Genomic DNA, 20824 nt, shown 5'->3' with positions numbered 1-20824 from the left:
CGTCGCTGACCGCACGACCGCACGCACGACCGCACGACGAGGAGAGGGGCCAGAGGTGAGCCGACGCCGACCCCCGGCCCAGCGTCCCCCCGCGAAGAAGACGGTCGCGAAGAAGACCGCCGCCAAGCAGACGGCTGCCAAGAAGACGGCGACGAGGCGACCGGCGAGCTCCCCGGCCCGGCGCCCCGGTTCCACCCCGCCCCCGCGTCCACCCCGCCCCCCGCGCGCTCCACGCCCTTCGTCCGCGGCAGCGGTCCCGCCCGGCGGCAACCCGCGCGCCCGCATGCGCGCTCTCACCCTCGGCACCCTCGTCGTACTCAGCCTCTTCGCGGCCCAGCTGCTGCGCATCCAGGGCTTCGACTCCGATGCCGTCGCGGCCGACGCCCTGCGTCAGCGCACCCAGACCGAGGCGATCCCCGCGCACCGCGGCACGATCTACGACGCCAACGACACCGTCCTCGCGCAGAGCCAGGAGCGACGCACGGTCATCGTCGACCAGACGGCCGTGCCCGAGTACGAGAAGAGGGTCGACGGCTCGCTCACCACCGTCGGCGTCCAGGGTGCGGCCGAGGACCTCGCCGGGCCCCTCGGCAGCGACGTCGCCGAGCTCACGCCCAAGCTCACCGGTGACCTGCGCTACCGGGTGCTCGCCAAGAACATCTCGCCGCTCGCCTGGCGCAAGATCAACGCCCTGGGCATCCCCGGCATCTACTCCGAGCGCTCCTCGCAGCGGACCTACCCGCAGTCGACGACGGTCGCCTCGCTCGTCGGGTTCGTCCAGCCGCAGGACCAGACGGCCGGCGGCGGCCTCGAGCTGCAGCTCGACGACCTGCTCAAGGGCACGCCCGGCCAGTCGACCTACGAGATCGCCCAGGACGGCTCCCGCCTGCCCAACGCCTCCGACGAGGTCAGCTCGGCCACGTCCGGCAAGGACGTGCGGCTGACGATCGACAACGACGTGCAGTGGTACGCGCAGAACGCGCTGGCGGACAAGGTCAAGGAGACCAACGCCCTCTCCGGCACCGTCGTCGTGCAGCGCGTCGACTCCGGCGAGCTCGTCGCGCTGGCGTCGTACCCGACCTTCGACCCCAACAACATCAGTGACGGCAAGGGCGTCTACTCCAACCTCGCCTTCAGCGACGTCTTCGAGCCCGGGTCGACCTCCAAGATCATCACCGTCGCGGCGGGGCTGGAGGAGGGCGAGATCACCCCGGAGACGCCGATGATCCTGCCGTACTCGCTCGAGCGCGGTAACCGGACGCTGAGCGACAGCCACCCCCACCCCGACGAGTACCGCACGGTCGCCGGCGCCCTCGCCGAGTCGAGCAACACCGGGACGATGCTCATCGGCGAGACGATGTCGCCGAGGACGCTCGAGGAGTACCTGCGCAAGTTCGGCTACGGGCGCACGAGCGGCTCCGGGTTCCCCGGGGAGTCCGCCGGCCTCCTGCCCAAGGCCGAGACGTGGAACGGCTCGCAGCGCTACACGATCACCTACGGCCAGGGCGTCTCGACGACCGCCGTGCAGGTGACCAACGTCTTCCAGGCCATCGCCAACGACGGCGTGCGGATCAACCCCACCTTCGTCAAGGAGGTCGGTGACGGGCAGGGCGGCTGGGACCCCGCCCCGGCCGGCAAGCGCACCCGCGCGGTCTCGGAGAAGACCGCTGACCAGGTCTCGCGGATGCTCGAGGGCGTGGTCTCCGACCAGGGCACCGCCCCCCAGGCGAAGATCAAGGGCTACCGCGTCGCGGGCAAGACCGGCACCGCCGACCGCTACGACTCCCAGGTCGGCGGGTACTCGGGCAAGACCGCGAGCTTCATCGGGTTCGCGCCCGCCGACGACCCCCAGCTCGTCGTCTCGGTGATCCTCCAGCGCCCGATCAAGGGGTACTACGGCGGCGTCGTGGCCGCCCCGGTCTTCAAGGACGTCATGACCTACGCCCTGCAGAAGGAGCAGGTCCCCCCGACGCCCCAGGACGCCAAGGCACCCAAGGTGCGCACCACGCTGGCCAAGAAGCCGAGCGCCGACACCCCGGGCCTGCTGCGCGACCGTGGTGCACCGAGCGGCGGGTAGGGTCGCAGACCGTGTCTTTCCCTCGCCCCGCGCGGGTCACCCCGCTGAGCCTGCACGCAGTCGCCGACGTCATCGGTGACCGCGTGGCCCGCCCTGCCCACGGGGACATGGGCACTCTCGTCACCGGGGTCTCCCTCGACACCGCCACCGTGCGGCCGGGCGACCTGTGGGCGGCCCTGCCGGGGGCCCGCGCGCACGGCGCCGACTTCGTCGACCGGGCGGTCGCGGCGGGGGCGGTCGCCGTCCTCACCGACCCCGACGGCGTGGCGCGCATCCAGGCGAAGGGGGTCGACCTGCCCGTCCTCGAGACGGCTCGGCCCCGCGAGGTCCTCGGCCGGGTCGCCGCGGCGGTCTACGAGAGCGCGCAGCGTCGACCCACGATGTACGGCATCACCGGCACCAACGGCAAGACGACGACGGCCTACCTCGCGGTCTCCGCGCTCGAGGTCCTCGGCCGCACGACCGGGCTCATCGGGACCATCGAGACCCGCGTGGGCCAGGAGCGGATCACGTCCGTGCGCACCACGCCCGAGACCACCGACCTGCACGCGCTGCTCGCGGTCATGGGGGAGCGGGGAGTCGACGACTGCGTCATGGAGGTCTCGAGCCACGCCCTGACCCTCCACCGCGTCGACGAGGTCGTCTACGACGTCGCGGTCTTCACCAACCTCAGCCAGGACCACCTCGACTTCCACGGGACGATGGAGGAGTACTTCCTGGCCAAGGCCGGCCTCTTCACCCCCGCCCGCTCACGGCACGGGGTCATCTGCATCGACGACGAGTGGGGGCAGCGCCTGGCCGGCATCGCCGCGGTCCCCGTCACGACCGTCACCTCCCGCCTGGACGTCGAGGCCGACTGGGTCGTCGGCGGGGACCCACGCCAGCCGCAGATGACGCTCACGGGACCCGTCGGTGAGCTGCACCTGGAGTCCGCGCTCCCGGGGGACTTCAACCGCGTCAACACCGCCATGGCGGCGATCGCGATGATCACCTCCGGGCTCGAGCCCCACGACGTCGCCCGCGCCGTCCTCACCCGCCCCGAGGTGCCCGGCCGGATGGAGATCGTCGTCCCCGACACGGAGCGCGAGGACCTGCCGCTCGCGGTCGTCGACTTCGCGCACACCCCCGACGCCGTGGGGGCCGCCCTGGCCGCCCTGCGTCCGCAGACCAACGGCCAGCTCGTCGTCGTCCTCGGAGCCGGCGGCAGCCGTGACCCGGGCAAGCGTCCCGGGATGGGGGCGGCCGCGGCCGCGCACGCCGACGTCGTCATCGTCACCGACGACAACCCCCGGGACGAGGACCCCGCCCTCATCCGGGAGGCCGTCGCCGCCGGCGTGTGGCCACGCGCCCGCGCCCGCCTCGAGGTCATCGAGGGGCGGGTCGCCGCGATCCGGCGGGCCGTCGAGATCGCCCACGAGTCGGGTCCCGGCGCCACCGTCGCCGTCCTCGGCAAGGGGCACGAGCAGGGCCAGGAGGTCCGCGGCGAGGTCCGCGACCACGACGACCGGGCGGTCCTGCGGGCCGCCCTCGAGAGCCGGAGCGCCACCGGATGATCCCCATGACCCTGGGCGCCGTCGCCGACACCACCGGCGGGCGCCTCCACGGATGCGCGCCCGAGGCGGCCCGCACCCTCATCGTCGACGGCCCCGTCGTCACCGACTCGCGCGAGGCCGGTCCCGGCAGCCTCTACGTCGCGCGGGTGGGTGAGAGCGCCGACGGGCACGACTTCGTGGCCGGTGCCGCCGAGCGCGGCGCGGTCGCGGCGCTCACGACCCGGGAGGTGGCCGGCCTGCCGTGCGTCGTCGTGCAGGACGAGCAGGCGGCCTTCGTGGCCCTCGCCCGGCACCTCGTCGACTCCCGCCCCGACCTCACGGTCATCGGGATCACCGGCTCCTCGGGCAAGACGAGCACCAAGGACCTCCTCGGGAGCGTCCTGGCCGCCGACGGCGAGACCGTCGCGCCGGTCGGCTCCTACAACTCCGAGGTCGGCGTGCCCCTCACGGTCTGCCGGATCACCCCGAGCACCCGCCACCTCGTCGTCGAGATGGGCGCCCGGGGGATCGGTCACGTGAAGTACCTCACCCGCATCGCTCCGCCGCGCATCGGCATCGTCCTCAACGTCGGCCACGCGCACGTCGGCGAGTTCGGCTCCGTCGAGGCGATCGCGCAGGCGAAGGGAGAGCTGCCCGCCTCCCTTCCCGACGACGGCGTCGCGGTGCTCAACGCCGACGACCCCCTCGTCGCGGCGATGGCCTGGCGGACCTCGGCCCGGGTCGTCCTCGTCGGCGAGTCCGAGCGGGCTGAGGTCCGGGCCACCGACGTCACCGTCGACGACACCGGAGCGGCCTCGTTCACCGTCACCGCCCCCTTCGGCACGGCCAGCGTGGAGCTCGCGCTCGTCGGGCGCCACCACGTCGGCAACGCCCTGGCCGTCATCGCCGCCGCGCACGCCGCCGGGATGACGCTCGAGCAGATCGTGCCCGCGCTGGCGGCCGCCCGGCCGATGAGCCGCTGGCGCATGGAGGTGACCCGTCGCGACGACGGGGTCGTCGTCGTCAACGACGCCTACAACGCCAACCCCGACTCGATGGCCGCCGCGCTCGGCAGCCTGGCCACCATGGCGACGACCGGGCGCCGGTGGGCCGTGCTCGGCGCGATGCTCGAGCTCGGCGAGGCCTCCGACGAGCTGCACGCGCGCGTCGGTCGTGAGGCCGCCGCCCTCGGCATCGACGAGATCCTCGTCGTCGGCGCGTCCGCTGCTGCGATCGCGACCGGCGCGGAGGACAATGCTGACCGGGACATCCGCGTGCGGGTCGTGCCCGACGCCGGCGCCGCGGAGGCGGTGCTGGCCGAGGAGCTCGTCGCGCCCGACGTCGTCCTCTTCAAATCGAGTCGAGATGCCGGGCTACGGTGGCTCGGAGACCGGATCGTCCAGAGGGAGGCCCGCACGTGAAGGCGGTGGTGATCGCTTCTGTCGTGTCACTCGTCGTCGCCCTCCTGGGGACGCCGATGTTCATCAAGTACCTCGTCAAGCAGGGGTACGGCCAGTTCATCCGGGACGACGGTCCGACGTCGCACCACACCAAGCGGGGCACGCCGACGATGGGTGGCGCCATCATCATCCTGGCGACCGTCGCGGCGTACGCCGTCGCGCACCTCGCCGTGTGGGAGTCCCCGACGGCCAGCGGCGTCCTCGTGCTCTACCTCATGGTGGGTCTGGGCGCGGTCGGTTTCGCGGACGACTACATCAAGATCAGCAAGCAGCGCAGCCTCGGGCTGAAGTCGCGGGAGAAGCTGCTCGGCCAGACCTTCGTCGGCGTCTCCTTCGCCGTGCTCGCCATGCAGTTCCCCAACGAGGCCAAGCGCTACCCGGCGTCGGAGCACATCTCCTTCGTGCGCGACACCAACCTCGACCTGTACTTCGCCGGACCGATCGTCGGGCTGATCCTGTTCATCCTGTGGAGCAACCTGATGATCGCCGGCACCTCCAACGGCGTGAACCTCACCGACGGGCTCGACGGCCTCGCGACCGGCTCCTCCGTCATGGTCTTCGCGGCCTACGTCGTCATCTCGATCTGGCAGTTCAACCAGAACTGCCAGGTCGACCCGGTCAGCAAGTGCTACGACGTGCGCGACCCGCTCGACCTCGCGGTCGTCGCCGCCGGCGCGACGGGAGCCTGCTTCGGCTTCCTCTGGTGGAACGCCTCGCCGGCCAAGATCTTCATGGGGGACACCGGCTCGCTCGCCCTCGGCGGCGCCCTCGCCGGGCTGGCGATCCTCTCGCGCACCCAGCTGCTCATCATCATCCTCGGCGGTCTCTTCGTCACGATCACCCTCTCGGTGATCATCCAGGTCGCCTCCTTCAAGTCCACCGGCAAGCGTGTCTTCCGGATGGCGCCGCTGCAGCACCACTTCGAGCTGCTCGGCTGGCAGGAGGTCACGATCGTCATCCGCTTCTGGATCATCGCGGGCCTCTTCGTGGCCATCGGCCTGGCGATCTTCTACGCCGAGTGGGTCGTGGGGGCACCGTGACCGCTGGTCGTGCCGAGCGGCTGGCGACGCTGACCTGCGCCGAGGCCGACTGGGCCGGGCTGCGCGTGCTCGTCACCGGGCTCGGCGTCTCCGGGTTCGCCGCCGCCGACGCGTTGCTCCAGCACGGCGCGCACGTGCGGGTCGTCGACGGCACGGCGCCCGTCGAGGGCACGCCCATGGGGCAGCGCGCGCAGATCCTCGAGGTCCTGGACGCCGAGCTGCACCTCGGCGAGGGCGCCGAGCAGTCCCTGCCCGTCCCTGCGGACGAGATCGACCTCGTCGTCACCTCACCGGGGTGGCCGCCGCACCAGCCGCTCCTCGCGGCGGCGGCGGCAGCCGGCATCCCGATCTGGGGCGACGTCGAGCTGGCGTGGCGCATGCGTCCGCGCGAAGGGGGAGCCCCCTGGCTGCTCGTCACCGGCACCAACGGCAAGACGACGACCGTGCAGATGCTCACCTCGATGCTGCGGGCTGCCGGCCTGCGCGCCGCGAGCGCCGGCAACGTCGGTACGCCCGTCCTCGACCTCGTGCAGGACCCGCAGCCCTACGACGTCATCGCCGTCGAGCTGTCGAGCTTCCAGCTGCACTGGAGCGACTCCCTGCGTCCGCAGGCCGCGGCGTGCCTCAACATCGCGCCGGACCACCTCGACTGGCACGGGTCGCTCGAGGAGTACACGCGGGCCAAGGGCAAGGTCTACGCCAACGCCGAGGTCGCCTGCGTCTACAACGAGCAGGACCCGGTCACCCGACGGCTCGTCGAGGAGGCCGACGTCGTCGAAGGCTGCCGGGCCATCGGGTTCACCCTCGGCACCCCCGGCCCGTCGATGCTCGGGCTCGTCGAGGACGTCCTCGCCGACCGGGCCTTCGTCGAGGACCGGGCCACCTCCGCCGCCGAGCTCGGCAGCCTCGCCGACGTGCAGGGGGACGCCCCGAGCGTCGCGCCGCACCTCGTCGCCAACGCCCTGGCCGCCGCCGCGCTGGCCCGCGCCCACGGCGTCCCGGCCGTCGCCGTGCGCGACGGGCTGCGCCGGTGGCGACCCGAGCCGCACCGCATCGCGCACGTGGCGACGGCCGGCGGGGTCCACTGGGTCGACGACTCCAAGGCGACCAACCCGCACGCCGCCCGGGCCAGCCTGACCTCGTACGAGCGGGTGGTCTGGGTCGCCGGCGGACTGCTCAAGGGGGCCGACGTCGACGAGCTCGTCGCCGCCGCGGCCGATCGGCTGCGGGCCGTCGTGCTCATCGGTCGCGACCGCGACCAGATCGCCGAGGCGCTCGCCCGACACGCGCCGGATGTCCCGGTGATCGACATCGCCGCGGCCGACACTGGGGCGATGGACCTCGTGGTCCGGCACGCGGGAGAGCTCGCGCAGCCCGGCGACGTGGTGCTGCTGGCTCCGGCGGCCGCGTCCATGGACATGTTCGACAACTACGGAGCACGCGGCGACGCCTTCGCCGCGGCGGTGGACCGGTACCTGCAGGGAGAGTGAGCGCGTGAGCAGCAGTGCAGCGACCGGACGCGGTCGCGCCGGCACGCGCGCGACCCGCACCACCTGGCTCGACCAGTGGGCGGCGCGCTTCGAGTCGCCCATGACGACCTACTACCTCGTGCTCGGGGTCGTCGGCGTCCTCGTCGGCATCGGCCTGGTCATGGTCCTGTCGGCCTCCATGATCATCTCGCTGAAGGAGAACGACTCCTCCTTCACGATCTTCCTCAAGCAGTTCGTCTTCGCGGTGATCGGCGGCGCGGCCCTGTGGTGGGCCTCGCGCCGCAGCGTCCTCTTCTGGAAGCGAACCGCGCTGCCCGCCGCGCTCGTGTCGGTCGTGCTCCTCGGCCTCGTGCTCACCCCGCTCGGCTTCGGCTTCCAGGGCAACCGCAACTGGATCGGTGTCGGCTCGCTGTCGATCCAGCCGAGCGAGGTCGCCAAGATCGGTCTCGTCCTCGCCGGCGCGCTGGTCCTGGAACGCAAGCGCGCGCTGCTCGGCTCGATCAAGCACGCGCTCGTCCCCTTCGTCCTGCCGGGCGCACTGGTCGTCGTCGGGCTCGTCATGGCGGGGCACGACATGGGCACCGCGATGGTGATCTGCGCGATCGTCATCGGCATGCTCTTCACCGCGGGCGTGCGCAAGCGCTGGTTCGCGGCCGGTCTGGGCGTCGCGCTCGGCCTCGGCGCGCTGGCCGCCCAGATCGGCAACAACCGGATGGAGCGCATCCAGATCTGGCTCGACCCCTCGCAGTGCGCGCCCGGGACCGACCTCTTCTACGGCATCTGCCGGCAGTCGGTCCACGGCCGCTACGCCCTCGCCGACGGTGGCTGGCTGGGCGTGAGCCTCGGCGCCAGCCGCGAGAAGTGGGGCTGGCTCTCCGAGCCGTACAACGACTTCATCTTCGCGATCATCGGCGAGGAGCTCGGGCTGCTCGGCACCCTGACGGTGCTCGCCCTGTTCGCGGCCTTCGCCCTGGCCGCGCTGCGGCTCGTGACCCGCACCGACGACTTCTTCGTCCGCATCGCCACGGCCGGCATCTGCACGTGGGTGCTCACCCAGGCGATCATCAACATCGGCGCCGTCACCGGGATGCTCCCGGTCATCGGTGTCCCGCTGCCCTTCGTCTCCTCCGGTGGCTCGTCGCTCGTCACGACGATGCTCGCCGTCGGCATCCTGCTCAGCTTCGCGCGGAGCGAGCCCGGATGCTCTGAGATGATCGCGGCGAAGCCGTCCCGGGCGCGCGCCCTGCTCGCCCGGATCCCGAGCAGGAGGACCTCGCAGCGATGACTCCCACCCGCCCCTCACGCATCCTGCTGGCGGGAGGTGGCACGGCGGGTCACGTCTCCCCGCTGCTCGCCCTCGCCGACTGCCTGCGCCGCCGCGACCCCGGGGTGCAGATCCTCGCCCTCGGGACGAGCGAGGGCCTGGAGGCGCGGCTCGTGCCCGAGCGCGGGTACGAGTTCACGACGATCCCCAAGGTGCCGCTGCCCCGCAGGCCCTCCGGCGACCTCGTCCGCCTGCCGGTCAACCTGCGGCGCGCCGTCGCCGCCGCCGGCAAGGCCATCGAGCGGGTCGACGCCCAGGTCGTCGTCGGCTTCGGCGGGTACGTCTCGACACCCGCCTACCTGGCCGCGCGCAAGGCCGGCATCCCGATCGTCATCCACGAGCAGAACGCCCGCGCCGGTGTCGCCAACAAGGTCGGCGCCCGGTTCACCGACCACATCGCCATGACCTTCCCCGGGACGAAGCTCCCGGGTGGCCGGGTCATCGGCATGCCGCTGCGGCCGGAGATCGTCACCCTCGACCGGGCCGCGGTCCGCCCCGAGGCACGCGCGGGACTCGGGCTGCGCGACGACCTGCCCGTCCTCCTCGTCACCGGCGGCTCGCTCGGCGCGAAGCGGCTCAACGACGCCTTCGCGGCGAGCGTGGCCACGCTGCGCGACGCCGGGGTGCAGGTCCTCCATGCGACGGGTGCCGGCAAGGACTTCGTCGCCATGGGCGGGGACGAGACGGTGCCGTACGTCGTGCTGCCCTACGTCGACCGGATGGACCTCGCCTACGCCGCGGCCGACGCCGTCGTGTGCCGCGCCGGGGCCAACACCGTCTGCGAGCTGACCGCCGTCGGCCTGCCGGCCGTCTACGTGCCCCTGCCGATCGGCAACGGCGAGCAGCGGCTCAACGCCGCCGGCGTCGTCGCCGCCGGCGGTGGCCTGCTCGTCGAGGACGCCGACGTCGACCCCGCCTGGATCGAGCGTGAGGTCGTGCCGCTGCTGCGTGACGCCGACCGGCTCACGGCGATGTCCGCCGCGGCGGCGTCCGTGGGGCACCGCGACGCCGACGAGACCCTGGCCGACATGGTCACCGCGGCGTGGGAGCAGGGCGGCAGCCGTGGCTGAGCTGCCCATGGTCCCGCGCAACGCACGCTTCGACGTCCTGGCCCCGACCGTCCCGCTCGCCGACCTCGGCGTCGTCCACGTGCTGGCCGCCGGCGGCGCCGGCATGTCCGCCATCGTGCGCCTGCTGCTCGATGCGGACGTCGAGGTCCGGGGGAGCGATGCCCACGACTCGCCGCTGCTGGAGCGGCTGCGCGAGCGCGGCGCGAGGATCTGGGTGGGCCACGACCCCGCCCACCTCGACGGCGCCGACACCGTCGTCGTGTCCTCGGCGATCCGTGAGGACAACCCCGAGCTCGCGGCCGCGCGGGAGCGCGGGCTGCGGGTGCTGCACCGCAGCCAGGCCCTCGCCTCCGCGATGGGTGAGCAGATCCGGGTGGCCGTCGCCGGCGCCAACGGAAAGACGACGACGAGCTCGATGCTCACCGTCGCGCTGCTCGAGGCCGGGCAGCAACCCTCGTTCGCGCTCGGCGGCGAGCTGTCCACGCAGGGCGTCAACGCCGCGCTCGGCGAGGGGCGGTCCTTCGTGGCCGAGGCCGACGAGTCGGACGGCTCCTTCCTCGCCTACCGGCCCGACGTCGCCGTCGTGACCAATGTCCAGCCCGACCACCTCGACTTCTACGGGGACTACGCCACGGTCGAGGCGGCCTACCTCGAGTTCGCCGGCACCGTGACCACGGGTGGGCTGCTCGTCGCGTGCGCGGACGACCCCGGGTCGCAGCGCCTCGCCGAGCGTGCCGAGGTCGCCGGTGTGCGCGTCCTGCGGTACGGCTTCTCCGAGGGGGCGCAGGTGCGCCTCGTCGACCCCGTGCTCGACGGGACGAGCGCCACGGTGACCCTCGAGGACGGCGCCGAAAGGCATCGGCTGGCGATCACGGTCCCCGGTCGCCACAACCTGCTCAACGCCGCCGCCGCGTACACCGCGGCCGTCCACGGCCTGCTCGTGCACCCGGCCGCCGTGCTCGAGGGGCTCGCGGCCTACGGGGGCACCCGACGTCGCTTCGAGACGAAGGGGGAGGCCCGCGGCGTCACCGTCGTCGACGACTACGCGCACAACCCCGGCAAGGTCGAGGCCGTGGTGCGCACCGCCAAGGAGATCGCCGGCGGGCACCGGCTCTTCGTGGTCTTCCAGCCCCACCTGTACTCGCGCACGCGCGACTTCGCGCAGGGCTTCGCCGACGGGCTCGCCCCTGCCGACGAGGTGCTGCTCCTCGACGTCTACGGGGCGCGCGAGGACCCGCTCGAGGGCGTCGGCTCGCACCTCATCGCCGACCCGCTCGTCGCGGCCGGTCGCTCGGCCCGGGTCGTGAGCGAGGCGGACGCGGTCGGGTCGATCGCCTCGAGCGCCGAGCCCGGCGACCTCGTGCTCACGGTCGGGGCCGGTGACGTCACGCACGTGGGTCCGAGGATCCTGCGGGCCCTCGCCGCCTCGGGCGGTGACGGGACCTGATGACCCGGGGGAGCGGGACGCGGGAGGCGACCGAGCAGCGCTTCGCCGAGCGGGCGGCCCAGGCCCGGGGGCAGCGGCTGCGCCGCTGGCTCGTCGTCATGCTGTGCATCGCGGTCGTGCTGGGCCTGGGGTGGCTCTTCGGCTTCTCGGCGTTGCTCGGGACCAAGCGGGTCGAGGTGACTGGCGCCGACCCGGCCGACCGTCCGCGCATCGAGGCGATCGCCGAGACCGAGATCGGGACCCCGCTGGCCCGCGTGGACGCCGACGCCCTGTCCAGCACGATCACCGACGACGTCGCCGGTGCCGCGCACGCCGACGTGGAGCGGGGCTGGCCGCACACCCTGAAGGTCAACGTGACGTCGAGGGTTCCGGCGCTGGCGGTCCGTCGGGACGGCGGCTACCGGCTCCTCGATCTCGAGGGCGTGGAGATCCGCACCGTCTCGTCCCCGCCAAAGGGGGTGCCCGCGGTGACCGCCGAGGGCCAGGAGGGCGTCTCCGGCCACGGGGTGCGGGCCGCCCAGGGGATGCTGGCCGCGCTGCCGCAGGCACTGCGCTCCAGGGTCAAGGACGTCACCGTTGACTCGGCCGACCAGATCACCTTCCGGCTCGGGGGCACGGAGGTCGTCTGGGGTGACGGGAGCGACCCCGAGCTCAAGGTCAAGGTGATCCCGATACTCCTGCAGAAGAAGCCCGACGTCATCGACGTGTCCGCCCCCGAGACGCCGGTCACGAGGGGATAGTCTTGCGACACGCTGGCGCGAGCGTTTGCCCCGGCGGCCCGCGGGACATACCGTCATCCGCACACCGAGCGTGACCAAACTGTAACCCTGAAGTTCACCTTGAGCCTTCAGGCGGTGAGGCACCACCGAGCAGCAGCAACAGGAGTCCCCCGTGGCATCAGCCCAGAACTATCTGGCCGTTATCAAGGTCGTCGGCATCGGCGGCGGTGGCGTCAACGCCATCAACCGGATGATCGAGGTCGGCCTCAAGGGTGTCGAGTTCATCGCGATCAACACCGACGCCCAGGCGCTGCTGATGTCCGACGCGGACGTCAAGCTCGACGTGGGCCGCGAGCTCACCCGCGGCCTCGGTGCCGGCGCGGACCCCGAGGTCGGCAAGCGGGCCGCCGAGGACCACGCGGAGGAGATCGAGGAGGTCCTCAAGGGGGCCGACATGGTCTTCGTCACCGCGGGCGAGGGTGGCGGCACGGGCACCGGCGGTGCCCCCGTCGTCGCCAAGATCGCCAAGGGCCTGGGTGCGCTCACCATCGGTGTCGTGACGCGTCCGTTCACCTTCGAGGGGCGTCGGCGCGCCAACCAGGCCGAGTCCGGCATCGGTGCGCTGCGCGACGAGGTCGACACCCTCATCGTCATCCCCAACGACCGGCTGCTCTCGATCAGCGACCGCGCGGTCAGCATGCTCGACGCCTTCCGCAGCGCGGACCAGGTGCTCCTCTCCGGTGTCCAGGGCATCACGGACCTCATCACCACGCCGGGCCTGATCAACCTCGACTTCGCCGACGTCAAGTCGGTCATGCAGGGTGCCGGCTCGGCACTCATGGGCATCGGCTCCGCCCGCGGCGAGGACCGCGCCGTCCAGGCCGCGGAGCTGGCGATCTCCTCGCCCCTGCTCGAGGCGAGCATCGACGGTGCGCACGGTGTGCTCCTGTCGATCCAGGGTGGCAGCGACCTCGGTCTCTTCGAGATCAACGAGGCCGCCCGCCTCGTCCAGGAGGCCGCGCACCCCGAGGCCAACATCATCTTCGGTGCGGTCATCGACGACGCCCTCGGCGACGAGGTGCGAGTGACGGTCATCGCGGCCGGCTTCGACGGTGGGTCCCCGACGCAGCGCCCGGACGACCGGGCCCTCGGCCAGGTCCAGTCCGGCGGACAGGGGCGACCGGCCCCGGCTCAGCAGGCCCCCGCGCAGCAGCAGCGCCCGGCCCAGCCGCAGCAGGGTCGTCCCCAGCAGGTCCCGGCCCAGCAGGTTCCGGCGCAGGCCCAGCCGCAGCAGGTCCCGGCCCAGCAGCAGGCGCCCGCCCAGCAGCAGGCGCCCGCCCCGGCGCAGCCCCAGCCGGTCCCCGCGCAGGCCCCGGCTCAGGCCGCGCCGGCGACGCCTCCGCGGCAGGTGACCTTCGACGACGGTGACGACCTGGACGTCCCCGACTTCCTGAAGTGACCTGACCGGACCCAGTGTTTGCCTGGAGAGACGACACCGCCGGACTCGTGCGGGCGTTCACCGATCGGCACGGGGGGCGCAGTGTCGCCCCCTTCGCCGGTCTCAACCTCGGCGCCCACGTCGGCGACGACGCCGCAGCGGTCGCGGGCAACAGGGCCCTCGTCGAGGAGGCCACCGGTCTGCGGACCGTCTGGGCGGACCAGGTGCACGGCGCCGACGTCATCCACGTGACCCCGGAGCTGCTCGCGGCGGACCGCTCCGGGACCGGTGCGGTCGGGACCGGTGACGCGATGGTCAGCGACGTGCCCGGCGTCGCCCTCGGCGTGCTCGTGGCCGACTGCACCCCCGTCCTCGTCCACGACGCCGCGGGTCCGCTCGTCGGGGTCGCCCACGCGGGCCGCCCGGGCATGGTGGCCGGGGTCGCGCTCCGCCTCGTCGAGGCGATGCGCGACCTCGGCGCCACCGACCTGCTCGCGACCGTCGGCCCGTCGGTCTGCGGTCGCTGCTACGAGGTCCCCGACGAGATGCGCGCGGACGCGGCACAGGTCGCGCCCGTCTCCGCCGCGATCACGTGGACCGGCACGCCCGCCATCGACGTCGCGAGCGGCGTCGTCGACCAGCTGCGCCGAGCCGATGTGCCCGTCGAGTGGGTCCCCGGGTGCGCGCGCGAGGACCAGGCGCTCTACTCCTACCGGCGCGACGGACGGACCGGGCGCTTCGCCGGGATCATCGGGAGGACGGCATGAGCGGGCGAAGGGAGGAGCTCGCCGCCAACCTCGAGCGCGTCGAGGAGCGCATCGCCCGCGCGTGCGAGGCGGCCGGCCGGCCGCGCGAGGACGTCCGGCTCGTCGTCGTGACGAAGTTCTTCCCCCGCAGCGACCTCGACCTGCTCGCCGACCTCGGCGTGACGGACATCGGCGAGAACCGGGAGCAGGAGGCCGCGGCCAAGCTCGCTGAGGGTGGCACTCCCGAGGGCGTGCGCACCCACTTCATCGGCCAGCTGCAGTCGAAGAAGGCCGGTGCCGTCGCCCGCTGGGCCGACGTCGTCCAGTCCGTCGACCGGGCGAAGCTCGTCGGCGCGCTCACCCGCGGCGCCGAGGCGGCCGGGCGCGAGCTGACCGTGCTCATCCAGGTCGACCTCGACGCGGAGCCCGACGGCCACCGCGGGGGAGCGGTCCCCGGCGACGTGCCGGCCCTCGCCGACGAGATCGCGGGGTCCCCCCTTCGTCTCGCGGGCCTCATGGCGGTCGCGCCGCTCGGCGAGGACCCCGACCCCGCCTTCGCCCGCCTCGCGGAGCTGTCCGCGCGCCTGCGGGTCGACCACCCGGACGCCGACTGGATCTCCGCCGGCATGAGCGGTGACCTGGAGTCCGCGGTCCGCCACGGTGCGACACACCTGCGTGTCGGGACGGCAATCCTCGGAGATCGGACGTCCCACCGGTAACTTCGGTGACACCGAAGGCAACAGGTGTGTGACGAAGGATGAGGACATGACGGCACTGCGCAACGCGATGGTCTACCTCGGGCTCGCGGAGGACGACAAGCGCTACGACGAGTACGACGACCAGTACGTCGACGAGTACGAGGCCGGTCACGACCTCGTCGAGGAGGAGCACGCCGCCGAGGTCACGCCGCTGCGCCGTGTCCCGAGCGCTCCTGCCGTCCGCGAGGTGGAGGTCACCGCGATGAACCGCATCACCACGATCCACCCGAGCACGTACAACGACGCCCGCGCCATCGGCGAGAGCTTCCGCAGCAACACGCCGGTGATCATGAACCTCACCGACATGGACGACTCCGACGCCAAGCGTCTCGTCGACTTCGCCGCCGGCCTGGTCTTCGGTCTGCACGGGTCCATCGAGCGGGTCACCAACAAGGTCTTCCTGCTCTCCCCGGAGCACATCGAGGTCGACGCAGAGGGTGGCGAGCCGGCGCAGCCGCGCGCGCTGTTCAACCAGAGCTGACCCTCCCAGCGGGGCCACAGACCCCCGACCTAGGCTGGATCCATGTCGATCGTCCGCGGCGTGCTGAACCTCGTTCTGTACGTCTACCTCCTCGTCCTCTTCGGGCGCCTCGTCCTCGACTGGATCCAGGTCTTCGCCCGTGAGTGGCGACCCCGTGGCGTGATCCTCCTCGTGGCCGAGGCGATCTACTCGCTCACCGACCCGCCCCTGAGGGCTCTGCGCAAGGTCTTCAAGCCCCTGCGCATCGGCGGTGTCGCCATCGACATCGCCTTCCTCATCCTGATCCTCGCGGTCTACATCCTCCTGGGCATCGTCTAGGCTGAGCGGGATGCCCGTGCGCGCTCCGCGTGACATGGGCGTGCACACTGTCCGATCGCTTACGGAGGAACAATGGCGCTCACGCCCGAGGACGTCCTCAACAAGACCTTCACCCAGACCCAGTTCCGTCGTGGGTACGACGAGCGCGAGGTGGACGACTTCCTCGACGAGGTCGTGGCCGAGATGCGCCGCATGGTCAAGGACTCGGAGGACCTGCGGGCCCGGGCCCAGGACGGGAGCGCTCCCGCAGCCGCTGCCGCCCCGGTCGCCGAGGGGTCCGGCAAGGCCGACGAGGCACTGGCCCGCGAGAACCGCGACCTGCGCGCCCGGCTGGACGACCTGCGCAGCCGGTTCGAGAAGGAGACGGCCGCCCGCGCGGCGGCCGAGAAGCGCGCCACCGAACTCGAGCGCGCCAAGGGCGACGCCTCGGTGACCCGTGCGCAGCAGGGCGCCGACGAGCGCATCGCGACCGTCACCGCCCGTGCCGAGGAGGCGGAGAAGCGCGCCCAGGAGCGCATCGCCGCCGCCAACGCGGCCGCCGACAAGGCCGAGGCCGAGGCGAAGTCCCGCCAGGACAAGGCTGCCGCCGCCCCGGTGGCCGCCGCTGCCGGGACCGACGGTGGCGCCGGCCAGATGGCCGCTGCCGCCGGTGGCGGCGCCGGTGCCTCCGGGCTCATCGCCCTCGCGCAGCGCCTGCACGACGAGCACGTCGCCGAGGGCCAGAGCCAGCGGGACAAGCTCATCGCCGAGGCGCAGCGTCGCCACGACGAGCTGATCAGCACCGGACAGGGCAAGCACGACGAGCTGCTCTCCACGGGTCAGGCGAAGTACGACGACTTCGTCAAGACCGGTCAGGGCAAGCGCGACCAGTTCATCGGCGAGGGCACGACGCAGCGCGACAAGCTCATCTCGGACGCGCAGACCAAGAGCACCACGATGGTCAGCGAGGCCGAGGCCCAGCGCAAGAAGATCCTCGACGACCTCAACGCGCAGAAGACGCGCATCGAGGGCCAGATCGCGGAGCTGACGACCTACGAGCGTGACTACCGTCGCAAGCTCAAGGACTTCATCAGCAGCCAGCTGAAGGGCCTCGACAGCAGCGCCACCGTGGCGCCGGAAGCCTCCGCCAAGCACTGACCTCAGCCACTCGGTCGCCCCGCGGGCGGCGTCCACCCGATGTCGGGAGGGCGCCGCCCGCGGCGTGTCCCGGACCGGTGCGGCCAGGTCGTCGTCCCGCGGGTCGAGACCGACACCAAGTTGTCACGTGGCGAGTGCGACCGGGCGACGAAAACGTCGTACCCTGCGTTGACTCTGATCCGTGCTCTCGGCCCGGATCCACGATCTGAGGACGGTCATGGCCGCGAAGAAGACCACGACGAAGACCGCCACCGCGGCCGCGACGAAGAAGAGCGCGACGGCCAAGGGGGCCACGAAGAAGACCGCTGCCAAGAACGGCACGGCCACCACGTTCGCCGTCCGCGAGGACGAGAGCCCCTGGACCGCCAAGGAGCTCAAGGAGGTCAGGGCCGAGCTCGACGCCGAGATCGCCCGCCTGACCGCGGAGATCGACACGGCCGAGGCGGGGCTGACCGAGTTCCTCAAGGAGCCGGTCGACGGCGCGGGCGACGACCAGGCCGACGCGGGCGCCAAGTCCTTCGAGCGCGAGCACGAGCTGAGCCTCGTCGCGGGCGCCCGTACGGGCCTGGAGCAGAACCAGCACGCCCTCGACCGGCTCGAGGACGGCACCTACGGGATCTGCGAGTCCTGCGGCAACCCGATCGGCAAGCTTCGACTCCAGGCCTATCCTCGTGCGACCCTGTGCATGACATGCAAGAGTCGACAGGAGCGGCGCTGAGCGCCCCACACACCCCAGACCACGACGACGACACCCCGGCGGCGGGTTCCCGCTCCGGGGTGCTGCGGTGGTACGCCGTCGCGGCCGTCGTCACCCTCGTCCTCGACCAGGCCACCAAGGTCTGGGCGCTCGACGCCCTGACCGACGGGAGGGTGGTCCCCGTGCTCGGTGACCTCCTCTCCCTTCGCGTCATCCGCAACTCGGGCGCCGCGTTCTCCATCGGCGACGACATGACGTGGGTCATGACGATCATCGCCGTCGCGGTGACCGCGGCGATCGTGTGGGTGACCCCGCGCATCCGCTCGACCCACTGGGCCGTCTCGCTCGGGTTGCTGCTCGGCGGGTCCCTCGGCAACCTCTACGACCGGTTCTTCCGTGAGCCGGGCCCGCTGCGCGGGCACGTCATCGACTTCATCGACTACGCCGGGTACTTCGTCGGCAACGTCGCGGACATCGCGATCGTCGGTGGGGCCGGGCTGCTCATCTGGCTCGTCCTCACCAACGTCGGGATCGACGGCTCGCGCCCGAAGCACACGGAGGAGTCCCATGGGTGACACCCGCAACGTCCTCGTCCCCGACGGCCTCGAGGGGGAGCGGGTCGATGCCGCCGTGGCGCGGCTCTTCGGCCTCTCCCGCACCCGGGTCGCCGAGCTCGCCGCCGACGGCCAGGTCCTCGTCGAGGGCGCGACCGTCGTCAAGTCCTCCCGGGTGAGCGCCGGCGACCGCATCGAGATCACCCTGCCCTCGGTCGACGAGAGCCCGGGCGTCGCGATCGTCGCCGAGCCCGTGCCGGGGATGCGGATCATCCACGACGACGACGACATCGTCGTCGTGGACAAGCCGGTCGGCGTCGCAGCCCACCCCAGCGTGGGCTGGAGCGGGCCGACCGTCCTCGGCGGTCTCGCAGCGGCGGGGTACCGGATCACGACGAGCGGGGCGAGCGAGCGCCAGGGCATCGTCTCCCGGCTCGACGTCGGCACGTCCGGCCTCATGGTCGTGTGCAAGAGCGAGTACGCGTACTCCGTGCTCAAGCGCGCCTTCAAGCAGCGCACGGTCGACAAGACCTACCACGCACTCGTCCAGGGCCTGCCGGACCCGCACGTCGGCACGATCGACGCCCCCATCGGCCGGCACCCGAGCGGCGACTACAAGTTCGCCGTCATGGACTCCGGCAAGCACGCGATCACCCACTACGAGCTCATCGAGGCCTTCCGCCATGCCTCGCTGCTCGAGATCAAGCTCGAGACCGGCCGCACGCACCAGATCAGGGTGCACATGGCCGCCCTTCGTCACCCGTGCGTCGGGGACCCGACGTACGGCGCCGACCCGACGCTGAGCGCGAAGCTCGGCCTCGAGCGCCAGTGGCTGCACGCGATGGGCCTGGGCTTCATCCACCCCGGCACCGGCGACTATGTGCACTTCGAGAGCACCTACCCCGACGACCTGCAGACCGCCCTGGACCGGCTCGCCGGCATGCACTGAGGCCGTACGGCTAGTTGACGAGGCGGTCGCGGCCCTCCCAGTACGGGGCGCGGAGCTTGAACTTCTGCAGCTTGCCGGTCGCCGTGCGGGCCAGCTCGTCGCGGAACTCGATGGAGGTCGGCGCCTTGTAGCCGGCCGCCTTGGACTTGCACCACGCGATGAGGTCGGCCTCGGTGGTCGTGGACCCCTCGGTGAGGACGACGAGGGCCTTGATCGTCTCGCCCCACTTGGCGTCCGGGACGCCGATCACGGCGACCTCGGTGACGTCCGGGTGGGAGAAGAGGACGTCCTCGACCTCGATCGAGGAGACGTTCTCCCCGCCGGTGATGATGACGTCCTTCTTGCGGTCGCTGATCGTCACGTAGCCGTCGTCGGTGATCGTGCCGCCGTCACCGGTGTGGAACCACCCGCCGGCGAAGGTGCGCTCCGTCTCCTCCGGGAGGTTCCAGTAGCCCTCCATGACGACATTGCTGCGGGCGAGCACCTCGCCGGTCTCCTCGTCGACCTTCATCCGGCAGCCCAGGGCGGGGGAGCCGGCGCGCACGAGCTTGCCGGCGCGCTCCTGCGCGGACAGGTCGTCCCACTCGGCGCGGGTGCGGTTGATCGTGAGGAGGGGGGAGGTCTCGGTGAGGCCGTAGATCTGGATGAACTCCCAACCCAGCTCCTCCTCGACCCGGGCGATCGTCTGCGTGGGCGGCGGCGCGCCCGCGACGATGATGCGGACCCGGTCACGGCCGGGGACCTCGCCCTGCCACTCCGCGGCCGCGGCCAGCACGGAGTTGACCACTGCCGGGGCCGCGCACATGACGGTGACGCCGTGGCGCTCGACGCGCCGCAGGATCTCCGCGCCGTCGATCTTGCGGATGACGACGTGCTGGGCCCCCACGCCCGTCATGGCGAAGGGCATGCCCCACCCGTTGGCGTGGAACATCGGCAGCGTGTGCAGGTAGACGTCGCGGTCGCTGATGCCCGCGTGCAGGCCGAAGGTCACGGCGTTGGTCCAGATGTTGCGGTGGGTGATCTCCACGCCCTTGGGGCGGGCGGTGGTGCCAGAGGTGTAGTTGATCGTCGCGACCGCCGACTCGTCCGCCTCCCAGGCACGAGGAGTGGCGTCCTCCGTGTCGCCGAAGAGGTGCTCGTCCTCGCCGAGGACGAAGGTGTGCTCCGCCGAGACCTCGTCGACGAGGGAGGTCAGCTCGGGGTCGATGTAGAGGACGCGGGCGCCGGAGTGCTCGACGATGAACCGCACCTCCTCGGGGGCCAGGCGGAAGTTGACGGGCACGAGGACCCGGCCGGAGCCGGAGACCCCGAAGAAGCTCGTCAGGAGGCGCGCCGAGTTGTGGCTCACCACGGCGACCCGGTCGCCGACCTCGATGCCGAGCGAGTCCAGGTGGGCCGCCTGGGCGAGGGCGAGCCGGCGCATCCGCGCGTAGGTCACGTCCTCCAGGGGCGCAGCCGGCTGGTCGGGCTCGTCGACGACGGCGATGCGCTCGCCGTAGACCGCGGCGGCGCGGTCGATGAAGTCGTTGACGGACATGGGGACGAACATCCCGGGGCCTCCTGTGAGGTGGTTGACGGCGGTGTCGG

19 protein-coding genes are annotated in these 20824 nt (G+C 72.2%); 18 read left to right on the top strand and 1 reads right to left on the bottom strand.

The window, feature by feature from the left end; genetic code table 11:
• The first annotated feature begins 55 nt into the window (after positions 1-55).
• The 18 genes from JT1_RS07180 to JT1_RS07095 all read left to right on the top strand — a co-directional run bounded on the left by JT1_RS07180 (position 56) and on the right by JT1_RS07095 (position 19237).
• Positions 56-2077: a peptidoglycan D,D-transpeptidase FtsI family protein gene (locus JT1_RS07180; RefSeq protein WP_245634705.1), complete on the top strand. Its 2022-nt coding sequence runs from the start codon at positions 56-58 to the stop codon at positions 2075-2077.
• A gap of 11 nt (positions 2078-2088) precedes the next feature.
• Positions 2089-3630, top strand: coding sequence for a UDP-N-acetylmuramoyl-L-alanyl-D-glutamate--2,6-diaminopimelate ligase (locus JT1_RS07175; RefSeq protein ID WP_068324957.1), 1542 nt, complete (start codon positions 2089-2091; stop codon positions 3628-3630).
• A complete protein-coding gene (locus tag JT1_RS07170; protein WP_068324956.1) occupies positions 3627-5030 on the top strand; it encodes a UDP-N-acetylmuramoyl-tripeptide--D-alanyl-D-alanine ligase in 1404 nt (467 codons plus the stop codon). The genes JT1_RS07175 and JT1_RS07170 overlap by 4 nt, the downstream gene beginning before the upstream one ends.
• Entirely contained in the window at positions 5027-6109 is a 1083-nt protein-coding gene (gene mraY, locus JT1_RS07165; RefSeq protein ID WP_068324955.1) for a phospho-N-acetylmuramoyl-pentapeptide-transferase, read from the top strand. The genes JT1_RS07170 and mraY overlap by 4 nt, the downstream gene beginning before the upstream one ends.
• Entirely contained in the window at positions 6106-7599 is a 1494-nt protein-coding gene (gene murD, locus JT1_RS07160; protein ID WP_255218283.1) for a UDP-N-acetylmuramoyl-L-alanine--D-glutamate ligase, read from the top strand. Before mraY ends, murD begins: the two co-directional genes overlap by 4 nt.
• 4 nt (positions 7600-7603) lie before the next feature.
• On the top strand, positions 7604-8884 hold the full coding sequence (ftsW, locus tag JT1_RS07155) for a putative lipid II flippase FtsW (protein ID WP_068324953.1): 1281 nt from the start codon (positions 7604-7606) through the stop codon (positions 8882-8884).
• Positions 8881-9993 (top strand): undecaprenyldiphospho-muramoylpentapeptide beta-N-acetylglucosaminyltransferase, encoded by a 1113-nt coding sequence (gene murG, locus JT1_RS07150; protein WP_068324952.1) that lies wholly within the window; start codon positions 8881-8883, stop codon positions 9991-9993. Before ftsW ends, murG begins: the two co-directional genes overlap by 4 nt.
• A gap of 7 nt (positions 9994-10000) precedes the next feature.
• Positions 10001-11440: a UDP-N-acetylmuramate--L-alanine ligase gene (gene murC / locus JT1_RS07145; RefSeq protein WP_068325474.1), complete on the top strand. Its 1440-nt coding sequence runs from the start codon at positions 10001-10003 to the stop codon at positions 11438-11440.
• Positions 11440-12180: a cell division protein FtsQ/DivIB gene (locus tag JT1_RS07140; protein ID WP_068324951.1), complete on the top strand. Its 741-nt coding sequence runs from the start codon at positions 11440-11442 to the stop codon at positions 12178-12180. The genes murC and JT1_RS07140 overlap by 1 nt, the downstream gene beginning before the upstream one ends.
• Before the next feature lie 151 nt (positions 12181-12331).
• Positions 12332-13618, top strand: a complete 1287-nt coding sequence (gene ftsZ / locus JT1_RS07135) for a cell division protein FtsZ (protein ID WP_068324950.1) — start codon at positions 12332-12334, stop codon at positions 13616-13618.
• A 14-nt stretch (positions 13619-13632) separates the two neighbouring features.
• Positions 13633-14364: a purine nucleoside phosphorylase YfiH/LACC1 family protein gene (locus JT1_RS07130; protein WP_068324949.1), complete on the top strand. Its 732-nt coding sequence runs from the start codon at positions 13633-13635 to the stop codon at positions 14362-14364.
• Positions 14361-15062, top strand: coding sequence for a YggS family pyridoxal phosphate-dependent enzyme (locus JT1_RS07125; protein WP_068324948.1), 702 nt, complete (start codon positions 14361-14363; stop codon positions 15060-15062). The genes JT1_RS07130 and JT1_RS07125 overlap by 4 nt, the downstream gene beginning before the upstream one ends.
• Before the next feature lie 46 nt (positions 15063-15108).
• Entirely contained in the window at positions 15109-15582 is a 474-nt protein-coding gene (locus JT1_RS07120; RefSeq protein WP_068324947.1) for a cell division protein SepF, read from the top strand.
• Between the two features lie 42 nt (positions 15583-15624).
• Positions 15625-15900, top strand: a complete 276-nt coding sequence (locus JT1_RS07115; protein WP_068324946.1) for a YggT family protein — start codon at positions 15625-15627, stop codon at positions 15898-15900.
• 72 nt (positions 15901-15972) lie between these two features.
• Positions 15973-17037 carry a DivIVA domain-containing protein gene (locus tag JT1_RS19075; protein ID WP_068324945.1) on the top strand — a complete coding sequence of 355 codons (1065 nt, stop codon included), beginning with the start codon at positions 15973-15975 and terminating at the stop codon, positions 17035-17037.
• A gap of 217 nt (positions 17038-17254) precedes the next feature.
• Complete coding sequence (locus JT1_RS07105; RefSeq protein ID WP_068324944.1) at positions 17255-17755, top strand: TraR/DksA family transcriptional regulator; 501 nt, start codon at positions 17255-17257, stop codon at positions 17753-17755.
• The gene (lspA, locus tag JT1_RS07100; protein ID WP_169701898.1) at positions 17728-18309 is read left to right on the top strand and encodes a signal peptidase II; all 582 of its coding nucleotides are present in this window, start codon (positions 17728-17730) and stop codon (positions 18307-18309) included. The genes JT1_RS07105 and lspA overlap by 28 nt, the downstream gene beginning before the upstream one ends.
• A complete protein-coding gene (locus JT1_RS07095; RefSeq protein WP_068324942.1) occupies positions 18302-19237 on the top strand; it encodes an RluA family pseudouridine synthase in 936 nt (311 codons plus the stop codon). Before lspA ends, JT1_RS07095 begins: the two co-directional genes overlap by 8 nt.
• Positions 19238-19247: 10 nt before the next feature.
• Here JT1_RS07095 and JT1_RS07090 read toward each other — a convergent pair whose 3' ends face one another.
• Positions 19248-20774 carry an AMP-binding protein gene (locus JT1_RS07090; RefSeq protein WP_255218282.1) on the bottom strand — a complete coding sequence of 509 codons (1527 nt, stop codon included), beginning with the start codon at positions 20772-20774 and terminating at the stop codon, positions 19248-19250.
• Positions 20775-20824: the final 50 nt, after the last annotated feature.

This window comes from Janibacter terrae NBRC 107853 (genome assembly GCF_001591405.1).
In the GTDB taxonomy this organism is placed as follows: domain Bacteria; phylum Actinomycetota; class Actinomycetes; order Actinomycetales; family Dermatophilaceae; genus Janibacter; species Janibacter terrae.
The sequence above is the reverse complement of the archived record's forward strand: the minus strand, read 5'-3'. Positions and strand labels throughout refer to the sequence as shown.